The organism is Algoriphagus sp. (genome assembly GCF_024305035.1).
Lineage (GTDB): Bacteria > Bacteroidota > Bacteroidia > Cytophagales > Cyclobacteriaceae > Algoriphagus.
On the sequence record NZ_JAMWZB010000040.1, the window covers coordinates 2,174 to 9,714 of the forward strand.

A 7,541-nucleotide genomic window follows, 5' to 3' on the forward strand; every position below is an offset into this window, starting at 1 on the left:
ATCGTAACCAAACTCGTTTCTCCAGCTCTTAATTGAGTATCCAAAACCTCTATCGTGGCAGTTGGACGCTGGGTATCGATCGCATAGTTATTCGAATCTGTGCTGCCTGAACCTGCATTTCCTGCCTGATCAGCAATTCCGGTATTGTCCAGCGTAATCACATTGGTCGCATCGGTAACCCCAGCGCTCGGAGTAAGGATTACCGTCCAGGTAATACCTCCGTCTGAAGAACTTAAGCCGGAAAGGGTACCGTTGGCTACTGTAAGATCAGCCGTGGTAAATCCAGCAACTGCCTCTGAGAATGTGATCGTAACCAAACTCGTTTCTCCAGCTCTTAATTGAGTATCCAAAACCTCTATCGTGGCGGTAGGCGGGGTATTAATACTGATTATCTCTCCAGAAAAATTATCAATAAAAATTGGCTCGAACCCTCCTGCTGTTATCTCTATTAAGTCAACAATAATTCCAGAACCAGAATTAAAAGTCAAGGTTCCCGAATTTCCGAAAACCATGGTCTGAAAAGCTACAATCCCTCCCGCTAATTTACCAGTTACGGTTACATTTTGGGAAGAACTAGTCGCGGCTAAATTATCAATATCGATACTTTTAAAGTTAAACGAGTTCCCATCTTGACGTGTTATTGTCACCCGTTCAATAGTACCATTATTGGTATCGCCAGAAAGAACATTTAAATCCCCGGCGCTTTCATTATGAACAAAATCACCTCCACCTCCATCAGAAGTGAATTCATAGTTAAACGAAACCCCATTATAAACCCGACTAAAACTGGTAACAAGATCAGGCCCAGTTTGTGAAAAAGTTTCAGTAAACGCTTGCCCAAAAGCTACATGAAATGAAGAATGAAAAATTAAAATAATCAGAACCCATTTTAAATTGGATAAAGTAAAGATGTCTTTCATGGGGAATTCAGTTATTAAGAAATTATCTATGAGAGGTATAGAAATTCTGGTAAGGAGCTAGCTCTCCTTTGAATCTAAACCACCTGATGGATGATCGTATCAAAAGAAAGCTAGCGTAATTATTGATTATAATTAACTTCTTGATGGAAAAATCCCCACTAGCGCAATGACATAATTCATGGCAATAAAGGGTTCCATGTTATTAAGGGGAATATTTCCTCCGGTATTTCCTGTTGAGGAAACAGCACCACCTGAAGTATTCAAAGTGACATTAGGAGTTTGACTGTTGTAAATTGCTGCAGGTCTACCACTGGCAATGGGAGAAGCTAGCGTAGTTGCCCCATTTGTTCCCGGTACTTGCTCGGTAGCGTCTTGGTTACTGGCCATCACAGGGACTGGTGCTACTGAATGGTTATGTGAGGGAATATTGGCAACATTCAGAGTGGTGGTTTCAGAACCGCCCTTTTCACCCTGGGGACGCATGGATAGTCCTGGTCCATGTCCCATGCCAATGGGGGATCTTCCTCTCAAGTCCGGCAAAGCAAAAGTTGTTCTTCCATCACCTCCATAGGTAGTACCCAAAATAGAAAATAACGCAGAATTAGAAGAAATAGGCAATAGCTGACCATCGCAAAAAGCCCAGCCTCTTGGGGCAAAGTTACCCCCGAACATCATGATTTGTCCAATAAATGGTTCCATGTTTAAAGTGTTTTAGTTGAAAATAATTGGTGAATAATGTAATTTTTCTTTATAAAAAAAATACGTGGAAACACGTATATTTAAACTCCTGCATTTTTAATGCAGCATATTGCCTTTAACCTATACTTAAATGATTTTCAAATGTTTGCTAGTTTAAAAAATTTTTATCTTCCTGTAAAACCCGCATTTTTATTTGACTATTTCAAATCCAAAAAGGAATTATTTTGATCTCTAATTCGATCGCTTCAAAGCTATCCTCTGCCAGGAATTCGTTCTCGTTCAGCTTTAAATCTAGCAAGCTGAAAATTTTGATTTTGAAAGGAAGGGTAAATCGAAGGATTGCAAAAAAGCAAATTAATCGAAATGAATTAGTGGGAACAGGAACGATGAAAAAACATCTTACCGCTAATCAAAAAGATTAGCCTCTTGACCGCAAGCGAACAAATTTGTTCGCTAATTCCCCTTTGCTTCATCTAAAAACCCCCAATACTAAGTGTAGAAGGGTATTTTAGCTGGCATCAAACTGGTTGAAAAGCGTTTTAACTGATTCTCTCCCCATGATCAAAAACTATTTTAAAATCGCCTCCCGAAACCTTCTCAAGCACAAGCTTTATACCGGAATCAATTTGATTGGATTATCCATTGCACTAGGAGTTGGCATTTTGATTTTCTTTTTTGTCCAGTTCGAATTGAGTTTTGATTCATTCCATCCTGAAAGTGAAAAAATCTTTCGAATTAAAAGTCATGAACTGGTTGACGGAGAAATGATCGAAAGCTTTTCTTCTCCTATGATTGTGGAGCCAACTTTTCGGGAAGAATTTCCTCAGATTGAAAAAATTACCGGATTTATTACCGCAGGAGTACAAGCCAAGCTACCCGATGACAGCCGAAAAAACCAAAGTTTCTTATTGGTTCATCCTGATTTTTTAGAAATGTTTGGCTTTCAACTGATAGCCGGAGAAATCAGTCAGCAGCTCCAAGACAAGTATCAAATTGTGGTCACTGAAGCTGTTGCCAAAAAATACTTTGGAGAGGAAAATCCCATAGGGAAAAGCATTAGCCTCAAAATGGGTGAACAGTTTCAAGATTACCAAGTATCGGGTTTGCTAGCAGATATTCCCGCTAATTCCTCAATTAACTTTGAGCTATTGATGCCGATTGCTAACATGGATTTTTTTTCGGATCCAGAAGGAATGACTTCGTGGTATAGTGTCTGGGGACAAAACCTAGTCAAGCTTCAGAATCCCAATGACGTTGAATTGATTCACCAACGTATGGAGGCGGTCATGAAGTCTGCCTTGGGAGAAGATTATGTAGCCGGTGAGTTTTATTTCACACTCCATCCGTTAGCTGAAATGCACTTTTCAGAAAGCCAAGGCGATGGCGGACTGGAAACCACCCGAAAATCGCTTCTATGGATCCTCTCAGGCATAGCTATACTCGTTTTGCTGATTGCTTGCATTAACTTCACCACCATGGCTATTGGGAAAGCCACCACTCGTGGAAAAGAAGTTGGCGTACGGAAAACGATGGGGGCTAATTTTTCCCAGCTGACTTTCCAGTTTTTAACAGAAGCTTTATTGATCACTTTGATTTCAGCTCTAGTAGGAATCATTCTAGCTGAGCTGATTCTGCCTACATTCAATACGCTTTTTGAAAAAGAGCTGGACCTCTCCTATACCCTTTCCCAGCTTGGAATTTTGTTAGGGTTGATCCTGCTCATTACGCTATTGGCTGGAGCCTATCCTGCTTTTTATCTTTCCAGAATGAGACCCATCGCTGTCTTGAAAGGACCACTAGCTATCCGTTTTGGAAAACAGGGACTTCGGAAAGGATTGGTTGGATTTCAGTTTTTTATTTCATTCCTGTTGATTTCAGCTACGCTGATCATGCTCAATCAGATGAATACCATTCGAAATTATGATCTGGGTTTTGACCAAGAGCAAGTGCTCATTTTGGATATTCCCGATGTTCCTTCCACTAGTTTTGTTACCTCCCTGAAGGCAAGCTTTCAAAAAGCGGACAGCTATCGGAAGGCCTTGGCCTCTCGATCAGAGGTAGCCACAGCAGGAATTACAGTCGGAACATATGGAGACCAAGCTTTTTGGGAAGTGGCATTTCCGCTAGAAGACGGAAGCATTTTTGAATTCAATGTAAATTTCATTGGAGGAGATTATTTGGACGTCTTGGATCTGGAACTGGTATCAGGCCGCGCACTCAATCCCCAAATTGGTGCCGATAGCAGTTCATTTTTGATCAACGAATCTTTTGCTAAAGCATTTGGCTGGGAGGATCCCACTCAAGAACTATTACCCAGCACGCGGTTTTCCCCACATCAGATTGTTGGCGTTGTAAAAGATTTTCACCATGCCTCCCTTTACCAGCCCATTGAGCCCATTCTTTTTGCCAAATCACCCGAAGCGGTTTTTAGTGGAATCAGCAACTTGATGATTCGTTCGAATACCAATCCCCGGGTCTTGGTCAAAGCTAATTCATCCGATTTTGAAGGATTTAAGGCTGCTCTTGAAGAAGAATGGAACCGGGTATTCCCTGGTGAAAATTTTGAGTTCACCTTTTTGGATGAATCAGTAGCAGCCCAGTATAAAGCAGATGAGCGCTTGGGAAAAATGGTCTTTTTGGCAGCAAGCCTAGCCATTTTAATCGCATCAATGGGACTTTTCGCCATGGTGGCACTCAGCATAGCCGGCCGAACCAAAGAAATCGGGGTTCGAAAAGTATTGGGGGCCTCGGAATGGAGTATTTCTTGGATGTTTGGTCGAGAGTATTTGATCATCACCTTGGTCGGTTTGATTGTAGCTCTCCCCTTGAGCATATACCTGATGCAAAGTTGGCTGGAACAGTTTGCTGTTAAAGCCTGGCCTTCAGCAGTCAGTTATACTTTACTCTGTCTTGTTGGCCTGGGTTTTACCTTCTTGATCGTATACCTTCAATCTTATCGGGCAACTCAGATTAATCCGGTAAAAACCCTCAAAGCTGAATAAATATGAAAATGAGTTGTTTTATTGGTTCTACCCCCACTTAATCAATATATTACAAAATTGAATTTAAACGTCCTCTTGGTCAAGGTTCAATCCTTGAAACTACTCAGTTAGCCCAATAGGAATAAGCCTTAGCTTGCTTTCCTTATTCTTTTTTCAAACACCTGGTTATATCGTTGATGATAATTCTTTATTGGATGCTTCTTCAAAATTAAGGTTTAGAAAAATTAAAATAGACAAACCAAAACCTTGTAAATTCAAACTCAAATAAACCGATCAAATCGTAGGCTATCATCAAAATAAACCAGATTATCAAAAGAAATATCAATCTAAACCTCTTTGATTTCTTAGTTCCCTCTCGAAAAGTAAAGGGTAGGTCCATCGCAGCTTCCCCAGCTTCCTTTTAAGGTATTTTCCTCCTCAAGAACCATATACTCCACCCCTTCAAAGCAGGTATGAATCAGTGGAAACTCGGTGTTGCTTTGATGAAGATCAAGGGAGTTATCATCATATTCTAACACATAAGTATCCCCATGAGTACTCAATTCGGAATTCACGACATAACTTCCTACCAATTCAAATTCCCCAAGAATTTTCATGAATCTCCCGTTTTCCTCAAATTGGTAGGTATACAAGGAATCCTGTACCGGAACGAATTGAGGATTGAGCGAAAACAACTGTTCATACCCTGAAAACACCCATACATTTTCTGACTGTGAAAGTAATGGGTCTACTGTTTCCTTACAGGATCCAAACAAGAGTATAACCAAACTTACTTCTAAGATATTTTTCATAGCAATGCCTTTTCCATCTTTACGTTAATTTGCTCTACCTCGATACTTGAATTTGGTAAAAATGATACCAAATCAAAAAATAACTCATACAGGCTCTTGATTTGTACCGAAGTCAAGGTGAAATCGAGCATGGTGTTGCCATCACACAGGGGGATGAGGATCAACCCTGCAAGATTCCATATGACCGCTGAAAAACAGATGAAATCGAGCACGACGTACCCGTCACACACCGGGAGGATTAGAATTGCGAGATTCCATATGACTGCTAAAAAGCAAATTATAAACAGATGAAATTCCCTTAACCAATCCTCATAGGTACCTGCTGATCAAATCATCCCAAGCACATCATCCAACTTGGAGGTAGCGGCCCAGACACTGGTAAAATCATTGATATTGACCTTGGCTAAAGCATCGTAAAGAATTTGAGTTTCTGCACTTCGATTGGAGCTTTTGTCCAGCCCACCGAAGCCTTCAGCCTTTGTCTTTACTTTAGCAAGAATTTCAGCAGGTTCTCCACCTTTTGAAATCAGGGATTTGATTTCCGAAATCCCTTTGGGAGTAAAGAAAAAGAAAGTTTTTGACCTCCAGCTTTTATTGGTCACGGTAGTCAATTTTGAAAGCATGGCTGCCTGGGCAGCAGGCAATGATTTTGGCTTGTCCAATTGTCGTGCATCCTCCTTTGGCTTTTCCTTAATCCCTAAAAAGGATAAGGCTTCTTCTCCAAATTCTCCAACTGCACCGATCACTTTTCGAAAAACTGACTCAGAATCCCTTAAATTGTGAAGAGCGATGGCGCAAACCTCAAAATAACTCTGATTCCAATTTCCTTCTAGGCCTAAATAAACTCTTCCCGGACCTTGAATTTTGATCAGGGCGCCATGCAAAGCATCAAGCTGTGCAGCATATCGAGGATCCCCAGCAACTTGGGCCGCAAGGACTTCATAGCGTTTTTGAGCCATAAAAAAGGCCCTTCTTTGATCTTCAAACTGCTTGGCAAATTCAATTCGGTTTCGAATATCTCCAAAAAAGCCTCCCACTTCTCCTCCTACTTTCCCTGAGGTATCGATGACTTTGCCTTTTACTTCTTCTATTTTCTTATTGATCTTCCTGTATTTCTGATAAAGATCATAGGCTTGCTTGGCATCTTCCAGAGTTACTTCACTCAAAGCCCTTGCAATTAAACTTGAAGAATCCCCCGAATCACTTTCCTGTTTTTCTTTCTTGGCCTTTTCTTTCTTGGGTTTTTCTTTCTTGGGTTCAGAACCCGAACTCCTAGAGCTGCCTTCAGAGCCTCCAAGTTCGATACTGGGAAAATCAGGCATACTTGGCATTTGCTTGACAGCCTCCCACAAGGTCCCTCCTACTTCCTTGGCTATTTCCAACTTTTCCTCTTTGCTTAATTGTCCCCAGATCAATTTAAGAGCTTCTTTGGGATAGTTGGTTTCTTCTTTTTCTCCGGAGATCAACCCCTTCGTTTTTTCTTCCGCCTTTTCTTTTCCCTTGTCCCGGTACCGTGACTCCCAGTCTACTCCTTTTTTCGCTAAGGCGGTCACAATGGCTTTCGCTTGCTGAATGAGTTCGGCGACCTTCTCATCAAAAACCGGCCTTTCTTCTTTATTGACCTTTTGTACAACCAGTTGGGTACTTGATCCCATCGCGATCTGGTCCTCCTTTAATTGTGCGTGGCTGGGATCGCCCAATTGAAGAGCTTTTGCTCCCATGACGTCTGCCTCTCGTTCCAGACCCTCATCATCATTAATATTGACTTTCCCTTTCATTTGGCGGGTTGGCTTTACGCGTCCTTGCTTTTGTTGAACCACATGCCAGGCTTCGTGTGCCAAATGCTTTTCCTCACCCGGAGCAATATGAATCTGACTTCCCTGGGCAAAGGCATGAGCTTTCAGTTGATTGGGAAGGTTTGAATTATAATGGACCTGAACATCATCCAGGCTATACCCGGAAAGATTTTCAACTCCTGTTTTAAGCTGATCCGGAAGACCCGTTTTATTTTCGGGTTTGGTGGCACTATCCTCCTGCTGCAGTTGACCGGTAGTGGACTCAACCCCCGATTTCATTTGTAGCTCCTCCTCTTCTAACCCTTTCATTTGAAGCTGCTCTTCTTCCATCGA

The 7,541-nt window shown here is 41.5% G+C and carries 5 protein-coding genes; 1 reads left to right on the forward strand and 4 read right to left on the reverse strand.

The window, feature by feature from the left end:
- Both Q0L00_RS17850 and Q0L00_RS17855 read right to left on the reverse strand, forming a co-directional pair.
- Nucleotides 1-920: Ig-like domain-containing protein (locus tag Q0L00_RS17850; RefSeq protein ID WP_297338256.1), on the reverse strand; the 920-nt coding region annotated here is incomplete at its 3' end.
- 132 nt (nucleotides 921-1,052) lie between these two features.
- Nucleotides 1,053-1,619, reverse strand: a complete 567-nt coding sequence (locus tag Q0L00_RS17855; protein ID WP_297338257.1) for a tail fiber protein — start codon at nucleotides 1,617-1,619, stop codon at nucleotides 1,053-1,055.
- A gap of 557 nt (nucleotides 1,620-2,176) precedes the next feature.
- On the opposite strand from Q0L00_RS17855, the gene Q0L00_RS17860 reads away from it, so the two are divergent.
- Entirely contained in the window at nucleotides 2,177-4,621 is a 2,445-nt protein-coding gene (locus tag Q0L00_RS17860) for an FtsX-like permease family protein (protein ID WP_297338258.1), read from the forward strand.
- A gap of 344 nt (nucleotides 4,622-4,965) precedes the next feature.
- Here the strand turns inward: Q0L00_RS17860 and Q0L00_RS17865 are convergent, their stop codons facing one another.
- Nucleotides 4,966-5,412 carry a hypothetical protein gene (locus Q0L00_RS17865; protein ID WP_297338259.1) on the reverse strand — a complete coding sequence of 149 codons (447 nt, stop codon included), beginning with the start codon at nucleotides 5,410-5,412 and terminating at the stop codon, nucleotides 4,966-4,968.
- 326 nt (nucleotides 5,413-5,738) lie between these two features.
- The coding region (locus Q0L00_RS17870) for a DUF4157 domain-containing protein (protein WP_297338260.1) at nucleotides 5,739-7,541 on the reverse strand (1,803 nt) is incomplete at its 5' end.

Bases quoted from the DNA above. Each gene is read 5' to 3' on its own strand.
- Q0L00_RS17855 (WP_297338257.1), bottom strand. From the start codon at position 1,619: ATGGAACCATTTATTGGACAAATCATGATGTTCGGGGGTAACTTTGCC.
- Q0L00_RS17860 (WP_297338258.1), top strand. From the start codon at position 2,177: ATGATCAAAAACTATTTTAAAATCGCCTCCCGAAACCTTCTCAAGCAC.
- Q0L00_RS17865 (WP_297338259.1), bottom strand. From the start codon at position 5,412: ATGAAAAATATCTTAGAAGTAAGTTTGGTTATACTCTTGTTTGGATCC.